This window comes from uncultured Pedobacter sp. (assembly GCF_913776295.1).
Lineage (GTDB): Bacteria > Bacteroidota > Bacteroidia > Sphingobacteriales > Sphingobacteriaceae > Pedobacter.
Map to the genome: position 1 here is coordinate 1 of NZ_CAJYOJ010000066.1, position 20,269 is coordinate 20,269.

Sequence of the window (20,269 nt, forward strand, 5' to 3'; positions counted from 1 at the left end):
CACAGGCCTACCGTTATGGTTTTAACGGTAAGGAGAACGATAATGAGGTAAAAGGGCAGGGCAACCAGCAGGATTATGGCATGCGGATTTATGACCCAAGGATTGGGAAGTTCTTGAGTGTGGATCCTCTTAGTAAATCATATCCATGGTATACTCCTTATCAGTTTTCTGGTAATACACCAATCCAAGCAACCGATTTAGATGGAGCGGAAGAATATCACTACACTTTAACTCTTGATAAAACAGGAACACATTTAAAACTTAATAGTGTTAAGACACATAATGATCTCACTTTCCTAGGATTTGATTTTCAAACTAAGATTGTTGGTAAAAGATATGTTGTAACCTATGATAAAAATACTTATCACATTGGTTTTGGATCTTATGTAAATAATAATTACCGGCAAGACCTCTTTAAACAGTTTCTAAAAAAGCCTGACGTTGGTTTTTTTATTGGCAATTTTGAGACTGATGAAGATTCAAAAGGTCAAGCAATGATTACTGCTTGGCAAACTTCTACAATTGTTGCTCTGTCTTTAAATAGTCACTTAACAGGAACATATGGTGTTTATAAAAACATTGCCGCAGGTACTTCTGCTGTTCAAAATGAAAGTGAAGGTGGACCGAAATTTAGTTTACGTGATATTAACAAAAGCGGTGGCAATAATAATTGTGTCAGTTGTGCAATGGCAACAGATAATTATCTGAAAGGAAGGCCGACTTCTGCATTAAATTCTGAATTGACTTCTAAGCCAACTTCTTTATCGGTAATTGAGTCGGAATATAATGGTAAGTTTGTTCATGGATTATCCATTGAAAAAATTAAAGGAATGGTTTCTTCAAGTGGTGAAACTGGAATAGTTTTTGGCAATAGAGGGCCAGGTAAAGTCGGTCATGTTTTTAATGTCATCAATCAAAATGGAAAAATCAATTTTGTTGACGGACAGACAGGGAAAGGAGCTGCTTTATCAGGTCAAGGATATAAAGATTTTTCATTCATTCCAACTAATAATAAATAACAATGAAACAAGTAGATTTAGTTAGAGAAGAATTAGAGGCATATTTAAATAAAAAGTATAAATATGTTGATGATAGTTTAATTGTTTTAGGAGATGATACAATTGATAGAGATCAATACTGGGTTTTTTTTTACGTCAATAGAAAATATTTGGAAACTAATGATTTATCGGATATTGTTGTCGGAAATTCACCAATAATTATAAATAAATTAACTGGAGAAAAATATACTACAGGAACAGTTTATCCGGTAGAATATTATATGAATGAATACGAAAATAAATTAATGCTTTGATATGTTCCATTCCTAGCGCAAATCTTAGTTAGCGAGGCAATGGGTAAGATGACCCCCAATCTGGTCTTAGCGTCTCCAATGCTATTAAGTTAAGCTATTTATATCCTGTCAAACCACATGTGGGATGGAAAACACCCGGTAAAGGTAAAGGTAAAGACAAAAAAGTTGGACATATAATAGTAGATTATGTGCCTGCAGGTAGAACAGATAAAAAGCCTTAATTATGGAAAATTTAAGAAGTCATAGCATTGAATTTTTAAATGCATTAAAACTTTTGAAGAAAAAACCTATTCAGCTTTCCGAAAATGAAAATTGCAATCTTTTGGAAAAAGTACTTGAAAAAAATATAACGAAAAAAAAGTATGTCTACCCATTATGGGAATATATGTTTGAATTTAACTCTATCAAATGTGAATATGGTTGGGAAAAATTTGAAACAATGCTTAAAGGTAAAGAAGTTGTTTTCTTTTTTGAATTAGATGATGATAAAAGCATGTTTTTTTTAGAGGATGGTTCAATACTTACTGAAATCTTAGAGCATTGTTATTCATTTGTTTTCTATGTTACAGATATTCGTGGTGATTTTTTAATAGCTTATAATGATCACGATTATCTAATAGGAACAGGAAATGCTAAAGAATGGATAGAAGAATTAAAGTGCTTATAATTTAAATAATTAACCCCCCTGCTAGTCCGAGTGAATTGTAATTAGATAAATTGTGCTGGTGCGAGTTTTTAACTCGTACCCATATAAAAGGCTATAGTTCTAAAATTTAGAAAGTCGCAATCCTAATTTTTTATAATTTTCAAGACACCATAATCCAATTGAGGCAGGTTTTGTAACAGAAGATTATCATTGTAAGTATAGTAGTACAATAGATTTTTCTGGAGAAAGGGGTTTGTTAGAAATTGATATAATTTAAGTATACTTAGATACGAGCTAAAAGTTCGCACCAATTTGGGGAAAGGAAATAAACAAGACAGTGGCCAAATTATATTGGATGCAGTTCCTGCTGGTAGATCAAAAGCAAAGCAATAAATAATATGAATATATCACATAGCACCGAAGTTTTAGAGGCTGCGAAAATAATTAATTATGAACTGGTACCATTGAGTATTGAAAAATCAAAAAAAGTATTACAGATTGTTTTAGAAAGATTTTGCCATAAAAAAAGGTACTCGTTCCCATTGTGGGAAGATATTATAGATCGTGAAAGTATTAGATATAAATTTGCTTGGGATTTATTCAATCAGATTTTTGACAAAGAAAGTGTTGTGTTGTTTTTTGATCATGGTGACGACGAGAATATGTTTTTATTTGATGATGGAGGGGTATTAACTAAAATTTTTGAAAATTGCTATAAATTTGCTTTTTATATCACCAAATTAAATAATGATTTTTTAATTGCTTTTAATGATCATGATTATTTAATTGGTGCGGGTACGGGAAAATTAATTGTTAATAATATAGCCATGGGAAAATATAACCCTCACTAGCGTAAGTCTTACTAGGCAGATTAGTGTGTGGCCAACTTGTGCTTTTCAATAATCTTAGCCTGGCTCTCGTGCCGGGATTTTCACTTTTCCAGTTTCTCGAGTTTGATGAGCCTGCAACGTCTGAACTATCGGCTGCAAGGTCTGAACTGTCGGCTGCAAGGTCTGAACTGTCGACTGCAACGTTTGAATTATCGACTGCAACGTCTGAACTACCGGCTGCAACCCCTGAACTATCGACTGCGACGTCTGAACTATCGACCGCAAGTATAAAACTATCAACTGCATATATAATGTTGTTAACTGCGGGCTTATAACGATCTATTGCAAATTCATAACTATTAACTGCGTTAACATTGCTGCCATCGGCAAGTATAAACATACCAACTGTAAGTATAATGTTGTTAACTGCGTTGATAGAACTGCCAACTGCAAGATGAAACTGCCCTCATTTATGCCTTATTTGAGCAACAAAGATTTTGTAAACTGATTTATTCTATTTATCTTGCTTATGCAAATCGATAATCAATAAAGTTCTAATCTAACAGAGACGGTATAAGCAAATCATTTTTTAACAATATTACTTAGGGGAGCGTTTTAGAAACGCATTTTCAATTGATCTCTGTATGGAGTTGATTGTCGGTTTGCAGCCCCTAAGTATACTTTTTTAACAATGTTATGCAAACCGACAATTGTAAAAACCCAGACACACAGCTCCCAAATGAGGTAGCAGCTGTAAGCACCTTCCGGAAACTGATTGAAGCCTATTTTGATATGATCAGTCTATCGGATGTCAATCAACTCCTTACCGAAATGCTCAGCGCCAGTACCGGCCCCGATCCACGTTCGGGCAAACACAAAGCCTTTACCATTGCCAACACGCTTTACAATGTAAACCACATCATCAAGCTGTTAACCAAAGCGAAAACTTTGGCCAATGAAAGCACCTTCAAGCAATATGCCCAAAACCAGGTTTATCAATTGCAGGCCGTTGGCCATTTTGATATCGAAAACCTGGCTGAACTGTTATATTATGGTTTAAATGAATACATCTTCCAGGAAGAAGGTTATGAGGGTGCAAACCTCAACTTTTCTGCCGAAATTACCGCTGCCTATAAAATGATTTTTGATTGGCTTGCCGCTTGTAATGCCTGGTGTAATGCTTTTGAAGGTGATGAATGTAATGAAACGATCACTTTAGCGGCCACAGCATAAACCCTTCAGATTTTTATTGGCCCTTTACCTATGCAGCTATGAGGGGCCAATCCCCTCCTTTTTAAGGAGGGGTATCCGTAGGGTGGGTGGTTAAATTATTTTCATTTACCAGTGCGGGTATAGTGTAGCCGATTTCTCTCAAAAAATCGTCATCCCGAACATCCGCCCGGCCGGGTGTTTCAGGATCCTATCAAGATATATTCAGAACTAAATATGATGGTTTACAATTGATTAGTGTCTACTAACCAATTAACTGTCTAGCCATATCAGATATTTAATGGCATGTAAGTTAACAGTCGCTATTCGGCCTCTCCCAAAAAGCTACAAGCCCTTCTCAATAAACCTGACAAAAGTGGAAATCCTTTTTGTTGCCACTTATATAAATCTCAGAGATCATGGCTACAAAAAGATTGTAGCGAATGGCAGGGCTGCAAACCCCAAAAACACAGAACCATTCATTTCCAGATCATTTTCATCACACCTTTTTAATATAAGCATGAACAGGTTTTAGTTAGCGGTTCGCAGTTTTCAGTGTTTAACCATATCGGAAATTTAATGGGCATGTAAGTTAAATAAGCGCTATTTGATCCATCAGGGATATAAACCTAACAACCACATCGAGAGATTTAGTCATTCAATTTAGGGTTTTCAACTATCAAACACCGTGGTTCCGTCAATCTGGGTTTTTTAAATGCGTCCTTTGTCTGATATTTAATATGGCATATTGTTATGAGATTAGCTGATCTGCTTCGCAATTGCCATAAACCAAACCACAATTAGATGAAACTCAAATTATTCCCGTTTTTAATGGTACTTTTACCTATAGGTGCCTTTTCACAAACCATTTTCCGCAATGATGCTGGCCAGGCCAACATCAACGCTGGTTTTTATGAAGCATCAGCACCTGTCAATTTTCCGGCCGGTGCCTCCAGCTGGTGGCATTTGCTTGATGTAAGGCATTCAAATGGGGCGAACAATTATGCGATGCAACTTGCCGGTAGCTTTTTCGATCAGAACTTTTATCTGCGCAAAACCAATGACAATGCTCAACAGCCCTGGGTAAAGATTGTAACCGAAAGTGGTGGTAAGGTGGGCATTGGAACAACTGCACCGCAGGTACCCTTGCATGTGTTGGGCAAGGGCCTGTTTGAAGGAAATGTTAAAATCATGGCTGCAGACGAAGCGTGGGCTGAGGGGCTAACGATAGTAAAACCGATTGGCTGGTCTGGCCTTCGTTTTACCAGAAATGATCCCAGTACCGGAAATTATGAAGGGAACTGGGCTATTGGTTATGCTGGCTCAACTGGAAATGACTTTACCATTAGCCATCAAACAGGGAGTATACAGCACGATGCCTTATTCCACATCCGTTCAGATAACCAATTTGTGGGGATAGGAACGGCAAATCCTGAAGCTAAACTTACCGTGAAAGGAGGGGCTTTTGTGTTGGGGAGCCATACACCTGGCCATAATACCGATGGTTATATGAGTTTAGGAAATATTTTAGAAAGCTCTTCGCCAACCATACAGGATTGGACCAGTAAAACTACGTTACTCCTAAATGCTCAGGATTATACTACGATTGGTTTTCACGATTCTGGCAGCCGGGTTGATTTTATCCGGGCGGGTAACGGACTCATTGATTTGGGTTATGACGGTGGATTTGGCAAAGCAAATATTGGATTACCAAACGGCGTATGGAGCGCCGCGGGGAATGTGGGCATTGGTACCGCCAACCCCCATAGCAAGCTCCATATTGTTGATGGTGGGATTTCGAAAAATATTGGAAATGAAAATCCCATTACTGCGGGTGGGCTGGTCATCCAGGCCAATACCCGGGGGCGGTCTCAAATTAATGGGGCACAGCTGGAATTTGTTATACCGGCCAATACCGATGGAAGTAATATGTATAGTCAGGGCCGAATTATTACAGTTGCCGGGAACGATCAAAGTTATAATGCTACGGGAAGGATGATTTTAGGAACCAGAAGAATGTTCGATAAAAATGGTAGCGGCCCACAGTGGTATTATGGTGATGATATTACCATTGATGGTTCTGGTTATGTCGGAATCGGTATCAACAACCCATCAGAAAAATTCACCGTAAATGGTAAGATCAAAGCGAATGAAATCAGGGTTGATGGTGCGGGAACACCAGATTACGTTTTTGAAGAGGATTACAAGATTTTATCGCTTAAAGAAATCGAGCAATACATCAAGAAGAACAAACACCTGCCCGAAATTCCATCGGCTTACGAAGCCGCCGAAAACGGAATTTCCCTTGGTGAAATGAATAAACTGTTGTTAAAAAAAATAGAAGAATTGACATTACACCTGATAGAAAAAGATAAAGTACTAAGCGATGTACAGGAAAGATTATTGAAATTGGAAAAGATTACTAAATAACAAAAGGTAAATTGGTCAGTTGATTGACGGTTTCAGACGGTCAAAAACCCGTGTTTCATCAAACGTGGTTTTTTATTCCATTTTAATTAGAGATTTTAGATTGGCCCATTATGTATGTTGGAGACCTAACTAGCCTCACTTAATTCTTTTGGGTAATTAGAATCAAACAAGTTTATGATGAAATTTTTTGCGCTATTATTTTTCGCGTTTATCCCGTATTTTCTTTTCGCACAGACCACTCAACCTAAAGACGATGCAGGCCAGATGGGTGGCACTTCCGGTTTTTTCGAAACTTATAATCCTGTCAACTTTCCTGCCGGGGCAGGTGGCTGGTGGCATTTGCTTGATGTGAGGCACAGCAACGTGAACAACAACTTCGCCATGCAGTTTGCAGGCAGTTTTTTTGATCAGAATCTTTGGTTTAGAAAAACTAATAACGTACCAAATACAGAATGGTCAAGAGTAATTACCGAAACCAACGGCAACCTAAACGGAAAGTTATATATGCTTACCTCAGGTGGTCAGAATTTTTTTACCGGTCACCAGGCGGGGGGTACTTATAGCTACCCCGGTGGAATTTTTAAAGCCATAACCGATAACGCTAACGGGCAGAGCAATTTTTTTTATGAAGGTGTTACCGCCGGAATCACCAATTTTACGGTAAGGGCAGACGGACAAGGCTATTTAGCCGCAGGTTTGGGTATTGGTACACAAAATCCTGCCTATAAACTAACGGTTGCGGGCGGCGATATTAAAGCTTATGGTTATGATAATAATTCTGGCATTGCCATCGGAGCCGAAGCGTCTGAACGGCCACGCATTGGTTTCCATGTATCTGATAATTCGAGGCGTTTTAAAATCGAAATGAATGGCATCAATACTCACTATGAACGCTTAGGTTTTTTTTCTATAAATGGTGGGCAAAGCCCCGAGCAGGAAGCTTTTTCGATAAATAAAAATGGAAATATCGGGATTGGTACGCCACTTCCTGCCAGCAAACTTCATGTTGCAGGCGATGAATTTATCACCCTGGGCAGTTATGACGCCGGCAGTGGCGTAAAAGGCATCCAGTTTGCCGGTTACAGGGATGTCATTCCAAACTATTTTGGTGCTTCTATCGAAGCCGTTCCGGAGTGGGTTTGCTGTGGCAGTTATCCTTCAGGAGGGTATCCAGGGATTAAAAATATTGCCCTTAATTTTAATGTACATTTGGATGCAGGTTTAGCAGATAGTAAAAGGACCGCGATGTCAATCAGATCAAACGGATATGTGGGCATAGGAACCATAGCACCCGAAGAAAGATTCACAGTTAACGGAAAAATCAAAGCAAACGAAATCAGGGTAAACGGAAACGGCGCACCCGATTATGTATTTGAAGAAGATTATAAATTTGCAACGCTAGAAGCCTTGGAAAGTTATATTAAAGCCAATAAACATCTTCCTGAAGTGCCATCTGCGAAAGAGTTTGAGCGTGATGGGATAGCTGTTGGCGAGATGAATAAGTTGCTTTTGAAAAAGATAGAGGAGCTTACTCTCCACATGATAGAAATGAATAAGCGCGTGGAAAAACTAGAGGCAGAGAACAAAAAACTCAAAAACAATGGAAATTAAACATATCACATTTGTTGCGCTATGCTTTTTCTATGCGATCGTTTCTGCAAATGGACAAGTCATAAATATCGCTAACGATCAATACCACCTTTATGGCCCTAATTCTACCTGGGGGCAGTACCTGCAGCTAGGAGGTAATGGGCAGGTAACTAATCATGCCTTTGTGGCTGTAACAAACGGGAATCTGCATCTTGATTCAAAAGTTGGTTTTGGTACTTATATTAACTACTATAATCAGGGCAATACCTTTATCAACCCACAGGGAGGTAATGTGGGTATTGGCACTACTTTCCCCGCCACCAAATTAGAAGTAATGCAGACTACAAGTGGCTGGACGATGAATAGCCGGGTTAATGCAGTAACAGCAGGAGAAATAAACGGCTTAAAATTCTACTCTGGCTACATTGGCGAAGATAAATGGGCAGGTATTGCCAGTATTTCAGAAAGTTTGCACAGCAATAAAACTGGCCTGGCCTTGTTTTCAGGTATGGCGGAGCGTTTGAGGATTTCGGGGGATGGTAACGTGGGCATAGGCACAACCAATCCGACTGAACTTTTTAATGTGAACGGAAATGCACAACTAGATCGTTTGCGTTTAGGTAATGCAAACTTTAGTGGCAATAGTCGTAATTCAATTAATTCCTTCAATACCGGGCAAGATCCTAACCTGCATACCGGATGGATTGCTGCAGATTTTGGTGGATCTGATAATGCATCAGACAGGTTGGTAATCGGGAGCGGTTTTGGGGGAAGAACAATCATAGGTACTCATAATTATAACTTAACCCAATGGGGTGGCGATCTGATCATCAATCCTACCGGAAGTAAAGTAGGCATCGGTACGTATGAACCCAAAGAAATGCTTTCCGTAAACGGGAAGATAGCGGCTACTGAAATCAGAGTAAATGGTGCTGGCGCACCCGATTATGTATTTGAAAAAGAATACGAACTGGCAACTTTGGCAGCGCTGGAAAGTTATATCAAGGCCAATAGACACCTGCCCGAAATGCCATCAGCGAAGGAATTTGAGCGCGAGGGGATGGCTGTTGGCGAGATGAATAAGTTGCTTTTGAAAAAGATAGAGGAGCTAACGCTGCATTTGATTGAACAGAATAAACAGTTGATTGAGCAGAACAGCAAAATAGATAATCAGACTTTAAAGATTGCAGAGTTGGAAAAAAGATTGAAATTCTGATAATTGAAAGCTAAATTAATTATAAGTTTTATGAGAAAAGGTTTTGCAGTTGTTGTATCACTTTATTTTTTATTCTCATCTACGCCATTGTTTGCACAAAATTTAGGCTATCATAAGGCTGATTATCTGGAAATTAGTTCTAAAGCCGGGCCTACAAATAATAATTTTATGAACAAGTTATGGCTGTATCGGATGTCTGACGGATCAGGTTGGACAAGCGCAAGCTTATTTGATGGGATAAGTATAGATGTTTCTTGCCTCGTGCCAGGTGTTGATGCCCTTACATGGTGGCAGCGAGATCCTGGAAATGAAATTCAAACGTGGGGCAGCAGGAATTCTACTTATATGACCTTGAAGGGTACAAAGCTTGGAATTGGCACTGATGATCCTAAAACCCCGCTTGATATTCAATCTTCACAGAACGGTTGGATCATGAGTTCGAGGGCTACTGCAACGTCCCTTGGAGACATTAATGGCGTTAAGCTCTATTCAGGTTATCCTGGTGAAGATAAGTGGGCAGGTATTGCTAGTGTTGCCGAGAATTTGCACAGCAATAAAACTGGACTGGCCTTATTTTCGGGTATGACAGAGCGTTTGAGAATTTCGGGGGATGGCAATGTGGGGATTGGTACAATTGCGCCAAGGGCTTTTTTTGATGTGGCCAATTATCAGGGAGGAGGAAACCTGGGTTCCGTATTTTCCAGGTTGCCCGAAGGGGATGGAAATGGTGAGGGAACTTATTTGGGCATAAAAGCCTATGCTACTCAACCAGCTGAGTACGAGGGAAAGACATTCTCATTAGTGCATAGTTTTTATGGCCGTACAAATAATTCAATTAATTTTTACAGGGGCACTGGTGTAACCGGTGGTTTTATCACCTTTAGCACGAATGATAATATCGAACAGATGCGGATTGATCCCTGGGGTAAGGTAGGAATTGGCCTTAAAAATCCAACTGAAATGCTTAGTGTTAATGGAAGAATAAAGGCGAAAGAAGTAAGAGTGGATGGTACAGGCGCACCGGATTATGTATTTGAAGAAAATTACCAAAATTTAACCTTGCCGGCGCTGGAAAGTTATATCAAAGCAAATAAACACCTGCCCGAGGTACCTTCGGCAAAAGAGCTTGAAAGGGATGGAATGGCTATTGGAGAAATGAACAAATTGCTGTTGAAAAAGATAGAGGAACTTACGCTGCATTTAATAGAAAAAGATAAGCAGTATAAAGGCCTTTTGGGTAATGTGAAAAAACAGGATGAGCGTATTCGTTTACTGGAGAAAAGGTTGCGTAAGCTGTAAATGGCCGCCAAAGATAGTAAGAATGGAAAGAAAAAACTGGATTTTCTTATTTTCGATATTTATTTGCTTAAGCCTTCACGCACAGCAACGGCCACAATATAGTCAATACCTTTTAAATAGTTACCTCCTTAACCCCGCTTTAAGCGGTATCGAAAATTATACGGATGTAAAAATAGGTTACAGGCACCAATGGGCAGGACTTCAGGAGTCGCCAAGAACAGCCTTTGTATCTGCGCATTGGGCTTTAGGTAATGAATATTTATGGTCAAATGCCTTATCTTTCGAAAATAATGGAAACGATCCACGTTCCAGAAGTTATACACAAAACTACACGGCTTCGCCAGCACATCACGGTATAGGTTTTGTAGCGGTGTCTGATCGAGCTGGCCAAATCGCTACAACTACTTTTAACGTTAGTTATGCCTACCACTTACAATTAAACAATCAGTTAAACCTTTCAGTAGGCGCTGCAGGTGGCATTAGCCGCACAACTATAGATATTAATGCCCTTTTGCTCGAAAATCCACAGGATCCTGCATTAAACAATGCAGCTGATGTAAAGATTTTACCTGATTTATCGGCAGGCTTATGGTTATATGGCGCTAATTTTTTTTCCGGACTTTCAGTTCAGCAGGTTTTGCCGCAAAAACTTAACTTTTCTGGAAAGGAACAATACCAAAAAGGTAAACAGGTGCCGCATACTTTCCTACATGCAGGTTATAAGTTTTGTATGGTCGAAGACCTGAATATTACACCATCGGTTTTGGTGAAATATGTTCCCAACGTTCCGTTTTCGGTTGATGTGAACGTAAAAATGGGTTTTAAAGATCGGATATGGATCGGTGCAGGCTATCGAAAACAGGATGCCCTGAATATGATGGCGGGCTTCAATATCAGTCACCTTCTTAATGTGAGCTATAGCTATGATGTAACCACATCCACGCTTAATCAGGCTAGTAAAGGAAGTCACGAAATCGTACTGGGTTTATTACTTAATAACGTTTACAAAGTGGTGTGCCCGCAACGGCAGTGGTAGTTTATCTGATCAGGGTAATTGATCCGGTAAACCGTACCTCTTTATTAAAAACATCCGTTCCGTTTAATACATAATAATAGGCTCCTACCGGTACAGGCTTGTTATGCCATGTACCATCCCATGAGTCGAAAATATTCGTACTAAAGAAAACCTGATCTCCGTAGCGGTTAAAGATTTTAAAACTGGATCTTTTTAAATTGCTGACGTTAACATTCAACAGGTCATTGATGCCATCTCCGTTTGGTGAAAAAGAGTTAGGGATATGCAACGTACTACCATCCAGTATCATCAGATTATTGAGTGTATATATATCTATACAGCCATTATTGGTAAAAGCCTTCAGGGTTACCGTATAAGTGCCCTTTTTTTGGTAAACATGTGTCGGCTGGTAATCGGTAGAAGTTTCGTTGTCTCCAAAGTTCCATTCAAAATAATCTGCATCACGCGAATGGTTTAAAAAGGTGATGGGAACCGGGGCTGCGAACTTACCCGGTACCACAGGATCTGTCTGGAAATTTGCTACAGGATTTTTTACAATAGCAGGAATATTGATTGTGGCCGTTTCGCTATAGCAATTTCCCACTTTTACCCTCACCATATAATTGCCGGCCTGGGCTAAATTGTTTATTTGTACACTGACTGCTGCGGTTGAATCGCTGAAATTGGCAGGCCCTGTCCATTCATAGGTCGCATCCGATACCTCCGGTATACGAAGTTCCATTATCCCGCCCAAACAAAAGTTAGTACTATTGGCAGAAATAACTGGTTTTTCAGGCCTTAATGCTACGTAAAAGGTATAACTGTTCACTGTGCGGCAGCCCCTTTCCGAAAAGGCTTCGAGTACTACTGTTTTGGTACCTGGAGTAGAGTAGTTAATTTCGAAAGGACCGGAAGTAGTGGCATTAGTTATACTGGCACCTTCTCCAAAACTCCATTTCAAACTGCTGTAGTTACTGGCTTTTGCCGAGAATATAAATTTTTGCGTACTTAAACATGCATCTTCTGTTTTTGCTTCAATGGCCGATTTTGGTCCTTCAAACTCTCCGTCACCATTAAAAGCAAGTGTAAAACCATTATTTTTATTTGAAAAATTATCAACCAGCAATGCGTATTGATGTCCTTCTACCATATCAATAGCCTTTACAAAACCATCTTGGTTTGTATTGCAACCTCCTTGTTCTGTAAGATCCAGAGAACTGTTGTTTGCACCGGTAATGTAATATTTTGGAATGCAGTTAACACCGCTACCCGCTGCACACCGGATTGAATTTGCAGATGAGGGCGCGGAAGCCGCAGTGGCCGGTCCTAAGTCAAATAGAACCCAATCTATATCATCAGTAACGGCTGTGGGCGTAATGGTGAAACCTAAGCTACCACTATTGGCGGCTATCCAGGTGTACCAGGCGCTGTTCGATTCAACGCTTAAGCAAGTTCCATAGGCTTCGCGGTTATTAAGTCCCGCACCGCTCACCTGAAGCTCTGTAAAACTATCTTTATTGCATAAAAGCGATGCCGACGAGAAATCCTGTCCGGGTTTGTTTGGTGGGTTATAGCTATTTACACAGAGTTTAAAACTACCAGTGGCATTATTTTCAGCACTGATACGGATGTAATAGACTTCACCGATGATCAGTCCTCCTTTATATGCAGTAGTCAGGTTATTTTCAGCAGCCATAGCACCAATTTGCTCGGAAAGGATATTGTCTTTATAGGTATAGAATGCAATAAGGGGGCCAAGCAGCGTATTGCTATTACTTATAGCCTGTCCGGTCACCGTAGCGGTAACATCAGTGCCTATGGCTGTAAACCTAAGCCAGACATCGTTTCCTTCACTGTTCCAAAAGCTTCCCTTTGTATATCCACTAGCAGTAGCATTGGTACTGGTATAAGCGGCATCGCCCGAACAATACGCCGTAACATTTTTAAGCGTAATTGCCGTTTTGATGTCATCATTAACAGGAACCTGCGCTTGTGCTTGAATAAAAGCAAACGAAAGCATAAATATTAATATCCGCTTTAACATAATACATAGCGCATTAAGCCATAAAAATATGGATAATTACAATGGTGAAAGCATCGAAAATCGGGAAATTTTACTGGTAAATAAGATTTTTTAATTGCTTATTTACAAAGGTGCTTTTTTGTATGACGAATCTCCATAAATCTGTGATGAATCTGCTGTTTATGCATTATATGCAGTTTACGTTGTAAATGACGGATCACAGCTTATCTTTTGTAAATTTTATTCTTCTGCTTTTTGTCGGTAGGAAATGCTTAATGTGCTAAGAGTTTTATGATGCTTCTATTTATTTAATGGCAATAAACCGGTTGAGGATATACCAAAACCTGAGCTTATTGATAACCGATTTTGTGGTGTTGCTAGATGGTACTTAACTTACTTGATTTTTATTTTTCCCTATTTTCGATACGCCATAATATCCAGTTTTTATTGGAACATACCGGATTTAGCAAAACTCCGTTTGAAACCAGTGTTTGTATCATATTGGCATTTAACAGTCCAAACGAATCGTAAGGGCTGTGTTTTTTGGTAGCTAATATGTAGGATACATGTTTTGCCGGCCGGGCAAGTGCGGCTAAGAAACTATTTTCACCCGGTGTGAGAAACATTTCTGCAGTTCCTGTCAAGGCAATCATCCGGTATGCATTGGCATCATCGGCAAGTATGGCTTCGTCAGATTTGATCTTTTTGATGTAGCTGGTTATTTTTTCGGTATCATCTCTTTCCATCGGTTCTCTCTTCAGTAGAGATACCAACGCCCGCTGGAATTTTTTCTCTTCAGGTATATGGCTCGAATTTATGGTGAAATATGCGGTAGCTAGCTGTACGATGATAATGGAGAGATAAAAATATTTACTGAATTTAAATTTTCTGGTATCTTTTGCATTAGCTATAACCGCCCAGGATAGGCAGATAAATGCAGCATAAAAATGACTTAAAATAAAAACATTAGGATATTTTATTTTTAAAAATTCCATGAAGAAGAAAAGGGAAAAAACCACAAAGATGTTACGGCTAAAGCTCTTGAAAATGCCCAGACAGAATACGATAAGGGGGGCAAATAGCAATATCCTTAACGTTGTTAAAAAATTCGATTCCGGAAATATGCGTCCCAGTTTGTTGTCTGTTAAGTTACGGAGGTTATCTGTCTGATCTGTAATAGCGGTATAATTTGCGTAAGGACTGTTTAGGTAATAATCTGCATCTCCGGTATAAGCTTGGTTCAATATCCTGAAAATGAATATTGCGGTTATCGGAAGCGCAAAGATGATGAGATAGATGGCCAGGGTTTTATTGACCAGTTTACGCCTGATCGATTCGGTATTGAATGCGACTGCAATTTTGTTCATAAGGTCGTTGTTTGCAACGGTCATAGATTGAAGCGCTACAAAAAAAATAATGGGAAAAATAAAAAGCATTAACCAGAAAAACTTGAACGAACAGAAAATAAGCAGCGTAAAATAAATACTGGCTACCGAAATATGGTAAGATGTATTGGTTCTGAAATACCTGAAAATACTCATCACAAAAAGATAGAAGAAGATGAGCACCATGTATGAGCTTTTTCCTGATACAGCGAAAAAAATAAACGCAGGATGGAACATGAAAGTAATGAGTATGCCCAAAAACAACCAGTTTCGGTACTGGTGCGCCCTGATGGAAGATGCAATGATGAAAAATAAAGCAGAGGTACCTAAGGTTGAGGCAATAACTGAAGAAAACCCGATATCCAGAAAAGAAAAAATCCATGAAAGGATGAAAGGCGGCTGCGGGAAAGTAAGTCCGGCAATTTTGATTTCATCTATATTACCCTCTCTCAACAGCGCAGATTTTTCTGTGAAAAAAAGCGCTTCATTACTATGTACTCCTCCCGTATAAAGCATGTAAGCGATATAAATATAATATCCGAACAATAAAAATGATATCAGGATCAGGGATTTATTTGAGGATGAACTGTTCATTTGATATCCGATTTTGTGTCCCTATTCGTCTGTAACTTGCTCAATCCATGATCTGTTTTTTCCCAGTAAAATGGTTTGGTAATGAGTTGCCATAGGCCTTTATAGGCAGCAATGGAGTGCATTAACCAGTAAAAAGGGTTAAGAATAGAAAATAAAATCAGCTCATAATATCTTCTCTTAAATACAGCGATCATATTAACATAGATAATGAGTATGTTGCCTATTGCCAGGTTGAATATCGAAATATAAAGTACCCAATCGGGAAATATGGTGCGGATATCATCAAGATCGAAGATGAGGTAGCAGATAAAAATCAACAGCAGAAGCGGGTAGATCAGAAAGGTAACAGGTGTTGCGCCTATAAAAAAATTAAACCCCAAAAAACCTTTCCAACCTATTTTTGCTATCAGTTTTGAAGGGTTACGCATATGTACAAGATAGGTTTGCATATAACCCTTTATCCATCGCGAACGTTGCCTGATCCAGTTAAATGGTTCGTTGTTGGCTTCCTCATAAGTGGTAGAGTTTACCAATGCAACTTTATAACCTTTTGCAAAAGCCCTTATGCCAAGGTCTGCATCTTCGGTCACATTAAAAGGATCCCAGCCACCCAGTTCCATCAGCTTTTCAAACTTGAAATGATTGCTCGTACCACCTAAAGGAACGGGAATATCAAGGCTGCTTAGGCCGGGCAGCATGTAATCGAACCAATACGAATATTCGAGGGTAAACATTCTGGTGAGAAAATTTTCGTTCCTGTTAAAATAATTCAGTGCACATTGTATACAGATATAGTTTTGGGGAAGCTTGCCGAACATAACCGCTACTTTTTTAAGCTGGTCATGGTCTGGTACATCCTCGGCATCATATATCGTAAGGTATTCGCCGCGCGAAAAATAAAGACCATAGTTGCAAGCTTTCGGTTTTGTTTTTGGCATGTGGAAAGGAACCACAACCACGTCGAAAATAGCCGGAAAATCAAGGTCTCTTACAGCATTTAGTGTTTTTTCATCATCTTCTTCAATCAGGAGTTTAATGTCAAGCTTTTCTCTGGGGTAATCCAGCGACTGAAGGTTCCAGATCAGTTTTTTGATTAGTTTATCTTCCCTGTAAACAGGTAACTGAATGGTAAAAACAGGCAAGTCCTCTTTTTTTACCCCTTTAAGCTCTTTTTTGCTCACTGCCTGAAAAAATTCAAGCTTTGAGCCGGTAAGCGCAAGAAACAGCTTAAAACTAACGGCCACTAAGAAAAATCCGCTCATTAACATGTTAATGATGATGGTCGTATTTGTAAAACTAAGAAAGAGAGCGGTTGTAACTAGGGCGATAACTGAAAAGATGATAAGGAGCTGGGTTTTGGTAAAAGTAACCAATGCCGAGCTCTCGGGATCCCTGTTGAGTAACTCGAATACCGCTTTTTTTACATAGCTTGTACCCAGTAATTTATGTCCCAGCCAGAGAATATCCAGATCGGAGGTGAGCAGGACTTTTACAGGGCAACCGTATTTTTCCTCTATCAAAAGAAAATCTGCCGTTGCAGTAGGATCGGCAACAGCAACAACCAGATAACCAGCTTCCATGCGTAAGGGCAGAATGAGGTCGCGGTCTACACTTTTAAGATCCAGCTGCTTCATTACCTCGGGATCGGTGTCTTCCAACCGAACGTCTTTAAAGTAGTAACCCTCTTCCAATAGGCATTTTTGGTAATCCTTCCGGCTGATGTACCCAAAATTAAGCAGTATTTTTACCAGCGATAATCCGCTGGTTTCATTAAACGAAGCAATCCGCACCACATCATCCTCCGTGATATAACCCTGAACAGAGAGTATTTTTATAATATAAGGCTGCTGTTTCCTGCCCATGCTAAAAGCGTATAATTCCCGTCAAAGCAACACCCTGGCCAATGCCCGAGTTCCTATTGAATATATCATGAAAAAGCCCCGCAAATACCCAGTTATCACCAGTAATGCGTTGCCCGAAGCTGATGTTGGCTTTAATAAACGTGAATTCGGTATTAGAAGCAGGATTTTCGGGATTAAACTGATTCGATCTTAATGAACTAACGCCATTTACCTCACCCATAAGCTGATTATTTTTGCCCAGATGCCATCCTGATGTTGCGATGTAACTCACTTGTCCCACATTACCGAACCTGTTGCCAAAATATTGCCTGTAACCCGCTTCAACATTAAAATAAGCATCAGTATTACTCCCGCTAAATAATAATTTAAGTTCCGAACCGAACTGCCCATAACCTGTACCTGGGTTACCATTTTTTCCATACAGCGGAATTGCCGCCAGCGCCTGTGCCGACAGAAAGTATTTTTTTTGGTTAAATGCTAACAGGTTGTATTTAAGACCTATTTCTACATCCGAAAGTGCAGTATTGCTGTTTCGCTGTACATTATCTTTAAACTGAGCAGCAGTTAAAGGGAGTTTTGCAACCAGGTCGAGGTGATCGGTGATGCCATATTCCATATAAAGCTGCATTGTAAATGAACTATATTTCCCGCCATTAGCATAATTGTACTTCTGGCCTTTAAGATCCCGGTACTGGTTGGCCACAAAATAACTTAAGTATGGGGCAAGTAGTGCTTTACCTTTCCGCATAGGAAAACCGCTTGCCAGGGCATCCTGTACCATGAAAAATGGAATAATGGTAGCGAAAATAAATTTTATGGCTTTGGTATTCATGGAAATAGCTTATTGGGTTACAATTTTTTGTGATTTGTTTACCTTTGAACGGACATACAGATAGGCCAGGAAAATGAGGAACAGTACGCCTGCAAGTAGTAGTAATTTGTATTTGAACCAAAGTGTTTGCCAGCGGCCGTTGCCATCGCCCTGGTAAACAATATTGTTGCTGCTTCTTTCTAGGTTGAAGATGAGGTGGCTATCTTTACTGTTGATCATTGTGTTTCCGGAAAGCAGGTTTAATTGTTCATTTAAATCCAGAATGCTATTTGCTAAAAGCACTGTGGCAGCATGATCTGGCAATGCGGTAACTGAAAGTACCAAAGGATAATCCTGATCTTTGAATATCTGCGAAATGGCTGCAGCTTCGGGTGACGAAAGTTTATAGATCGCTTCACCGGGCTGCTCGTCATATATGGTAAAATCAGTTCTATACTGCAATGGCATCTCCTTAAAATTGCTGAGCAACCGATCCTGCCTATCGGTGATCAATACAATGTTGCGTCCCTTATACTTAGCGGCATTGTTGCTGAAATCAATAACAGGTCGGTATACAATCTCATTACTAGGGTGGTCGTTTAATTGGTAGGCTAATTCACAAATTGCTTTTACAGCGTAAGAAAGCATGTTTTTTGCAACCAAAATTGCTGTTCCCTGTTGAAAAACATCAGGATAACTATAAAAACTGACCTGCTTTTCCTCCAGGTTATCAGCCACCTCTATAAACGATTTTGAAGCATCAACCTGTCCGATAAAATGTTGGAAATTACCCTTACATAATCCGCTGGCGGGGTAAAAAACAAATTCTGTTCTGAGCGTATTAAATTTTTTGATCTGGTAGCGGTTCACTGATGCACTTACCTGTAATGTGCCAGATTCATTCAATTGTCTGCTGGTAAGTAGTATATCATTTAAATAAACATTGAAATAACCCCTGTCTTTTTGCTCAAGGCCAGAAAACTTGATTTCAAACTGACAGTTTAGTGCTGCAGGAAGTGTACTGAATACCGATGTTTTAAATCGGTAATCATGGTTTAAGCTTCCTGTACCCGTCATTAAATTATTATTGTCTTCAAGATCTGAAAGATTAAGTCTGGTTTTTTTCTCCAGTGGCTTATAAGCTGCTCTGTCAACTTTTAATATATCCTGAAAACTACTGCCCAAAATCCCCGGGGTTAACAGGGCATCAGTAGCTTTGCTCATTCCGGCAACATCTGCTGCGGTTACAAACAGGATTTGCCTGAGCAATCCAGACTTTGTAGTATCGGGTTCTTTGTTCAGATAAAGAATGCCCTGACCCTTTTTCGGGGCAAAATTTAATTTGGAGCCAAATTTTGGCTTGAGCTTATGCATTAGCCCGATAGCGATAAAATTATCCAAACCTTGTGGCATCCGAGAAATCGGATAAAGATCTATTCTGTCTGTACCACTCCTTAACAGTTTGGCATAGGTTAATGCAACCGTCTGTAGTTCAGCAGCCGAAATATCATTAGGATAAACAATCGCTTTTTTACTAAAAAGAGTATTGGAAAGATTTACGCTGGAAGGCCCGTATAGCTTGTTTTTTGCCCAGTATATAGTAGAGCTTGGCAAAATATTTAGCCATAAGCCAGCATGGTTGTCATCCTGGCAAACATCATCCCCAATCATTAGCTGCGATTTGACCGTAATTTTTAAAAAATCAGAAGTGCTGTTATTGCTTTTACTTATTGGTACCACCAATCTGTTGATGCTGTCTGTTTGAAACTTGCTGCTCATGGCCGGCATATCGTTAACCAGTATATGGATAAATGATTTTGCTGTATTCAATATCTTTGATGCCTGGAAATGGATGATTATGGTGCTTTTATCCATCTGTTGGCTCGGAAGTACGCGTACATAATAAATAGATTGTCCTTCAGTACCTCTGATCAGCTGGGCTTGATATCCGTAAGATTCGAAAGATTTCTGTGCGAAACCTGGTATATAGCTAATAAAAAGTGCGAAAACGATCAGTAATTTTTTCATCTGGATAAAAATTTGAAAG

At 39.5% G+C, this 20,269-nt stretch carries 16 protein-coding genes; 11 read left to right on the forward strand and 5 right to left on the reverse strand.

Annotation, left to right across the window (positions count from 1 at the left end; all coding sequences use genetic code 11):
- The 11 genes from QZ738_RS14900 to QZ738_RS14945 all read left to right on the forward strand — a co-directional run.
- The coding region (locus tag QZ738_RS14900) for a toxin glutamine deamidase domain-containing protein (protein WP_293788531.1) at positions 1-1,019 on the forward strand (1,019 nt) is incomplete at its 5' end.
- Between the two features lie 2 nt (positions 1,020-1,021).
- Positions 1,022-1,312, forward strand: a complete 291-nt coding sequence (locus QZ738_RS14905; protein ID WP_293788532.1) for a YrhB domain-containing protein — start codon at positions 1,022-1,024, stop codon at positions 1,310-1,312.
- An 83-nt stretch (positions 1,313-1,395) separates the two neighbouring features.
- A complete protein-coding gene (locus tag QZ738_RS21360) occupies positions 1,396-1,533 on the forward strand; it encodes a polymorphic toxin type 47 domain-containing protein (protein ID WP_367268600.1) in 138 nt (45 codons plus the stop codon).
- Between the two features lie 2 nt (positions 1,534-1,535).
- Entirely contained in the window at positions 1,536-1,979 is a 444-nt protein-coding gene (locus tag QZ738_RS14910; protein ID WP_293788533.1) for a hypothetical protein, read from the forward strand.
- Positions 1,980-2,356: 377 nt separating this feature from the next.
- Positions 2,357-2,809 (forward strand): DUF6756 family protein, encoded by a 453-nt coding sequence (locus tag QZ738_RS14915; RefSeq protein ID WP_293788534.1) that lies wholly within the window; start codon positions 2,357-2,359, stop codon positions 2,807-2,809.
- A gap of 675 nt (positions 2,810-3,484) precedes the next feature.
- A complete protein-coding gene (locus QZ738_RS14920) occupies positions 3,485-4,021 on the forward strand; it encodes a hypothetical protein (RefSeq protein ID WP_293788535.1) in 537 nt (178 codons plus the stop codon).
- A 780-nt stretch (positions 4,022-4,801) separates the two neighbouring features.
- On the forward strand, positions 4,802-6,427 hold the full coding sequence (locus tag QZ738_RS14925; RefSeq protein ID WP_293788536.1) for a hypothetical protein: 1,626 nt from the start codon (positions 4,802-4,804) through the stop codon (positions 6,425-6,427).
- Between the two features lie 174 nt (positions 6,428-6,601).
- Positions 6,602-8,038: a hypothetical protein gene (locus QZ738_RS14930; protein WP_293788537.1), complete on the forward strand. Its 1,437-nt coding sequence runs from the start codon at positions 6,602-6,604 to the stop codon at positions 8,036-8,038.
- The gene (locus QZ738_RS14935) at positions 8,028-9,233 is read left to right on the forward strand and encodes a hypothetical protein (RefSeq protein WP_293788538.1); all 1,206 of its coding nucleotides are present in this window, start codon (positions 8,028-8,030) and stop codon (positions 9,231-9,233) included. Before QZ738_RS14930 ends, QZ738_RS14935 begins: the two co-directional genes overlap by 11 nt.
- A gap of 30 nt (positions 9,234-9,263) precedes the next feature.
- Positions 9,264-10,532 carry a hypothetical protein gene (locus QZ738_RS14940; RefSeq protein ID WP_293788539.1) on the forward strand — a complete coding sequence of 423 codons (1,269 nt, stop codon included), beginning with the start codon at positions 9,264-9,266 and terminating at the stop codon, positions 10,530-10,532.
- Positions 10,533-10,554: 22 nt separating this feature from the next.
- The gene (locus tag QZ738_RS14945) at positions 10,555-11,568 is read left to right on the forward strand and encodes a type IX secretion system membrane protein PorP/SprF (RefSeq protein WP_293788540.1); all 1,014 of its coding nucleotides are present in this window, start codon (positions 10,555-10,557) and stop codon (positions 11,566-11,568) included.
- A gap of 1 nt (position 11,569) precedes the next feature.
- On the opposite strand, the gene QZ738_RS14950 is transcribed toward QZ738_RS14945, so the two are convergent.
- The 5 genes from QZ738_RS14950 to QZ738_RS14970 form a co-directional block, all read right to left on the reverse strand.
- Positions 11,570-13,591: a PKD domain-containing protein gene (locus QZ738_RS14950; RefSeq protein WP_293788541.1), complete on the reverse strand. Its 2,022-nt coding sequence runs from the start codon at positions 13,589-13,591 to the stop codon at positions 11,570-11,572.
- Between the two features lie 383 nt (positions 13,592-13,974).
- Complete coding sequence (locus tag QZ738_RS14955) at positions 13,975-15,549, reverse strand: hypothetical protein (protein WP_293788542.1); 1,575 nt, start codon at positions 15,547-15,549, stop codon at positions 13,975-13,977.
- The gene (locus tag QZ738_RS14960) at positions 15,546-17,411 is read right to left on the reverse strand and encodes a glycosyltransferase family 2 protein (protein ID WP_293788543.1); all 1,866 of its coding nucleotides are present in this window, start codon (positions 17,409-17,411) and stop codon (positions 15,546-15,548) included. Before QZ738_RS14960 ends, QZ738_RS14955 begins: the two co-directional genes overlap by 4 nt.
- A gap of 1 nt (position 17,412) precedes the next feature.
- The gene (locus QZ738_RS14965; protein WP_293788544.1) at positions 17,413-18,243 is read right to left on the reverse strand and encodes a hypothetical protein; all 831 of its coding nucleotides are present in this window, start codon (positions 18,241-18,243) and stop codon (positions 17,413-17,415) included.
- A gap of 9 nt (positions 18,244-18,252) precedes the next feature.
- The gene (locus tag QZ738_RS14970; protein ID WP_293788545.1) at positions 18,253-20,250 is read right to left on the reverse strand and encodes a cellulose biosynthesis cyclic di-GMP-binding regulatory protein BcsB; all 1,998 of its coding nucleotides are present in this window, start codon (positions 20,248-20,250) and stop codon (positions 18,253-18,255) included.
- Positions 20,251-20,269: the final 19 nt, after the last annotated feature.